At 50.2% G+C, this 233-nt stretch carries 1 protein-coding gene; it reads right to left on the reverse strand.

Translation table 11 applies throughout. The features are described 5' to 3' along the window. Window positions 1-233, reverse strand: a 233-nt coding sequence (locus ACI43T_RS12305) for an NAD-dependent epimerase/dehydratase family protein (RefSeq protein ID WP_405387413.1), incomplete at both ends; no start/stop codon positions are given.

Below are 233 nucleotides of genomic sequence, written 5' to 3' on the forward strand. Positions count from 1 at the left end.
CTTTCATACGGCGGCGCAATACTTGGTCAAACAGAAATTTGGAATAGCCGTACACATTAAGCGGTTTTTCGAGTTCGCGCTCTTCGCGGAAGATTTCGCCTTTGCCATACACGGCGGCGCTGGAGGCATAAAGGAAGGGGATGCGTTCGTCCTGACACCAGTCCAGCAAATCCAGCGTGTACTGGTAGTTGTTTTCCATCATATACAAACCGTCGTGGTTCATGGTGTCGGAA

The sequence above is a fragment of the Neisseria oralis genome (assembly GCF_045062685.1).
In the GTDB taxonomy this organism is placed as follows: domain Bacteria; phylum Pseudomonadota; class Gammaproteobacteria; order Burkholderiales; family Neisseriaceae; genus Neisseria; species Neisseria oralis.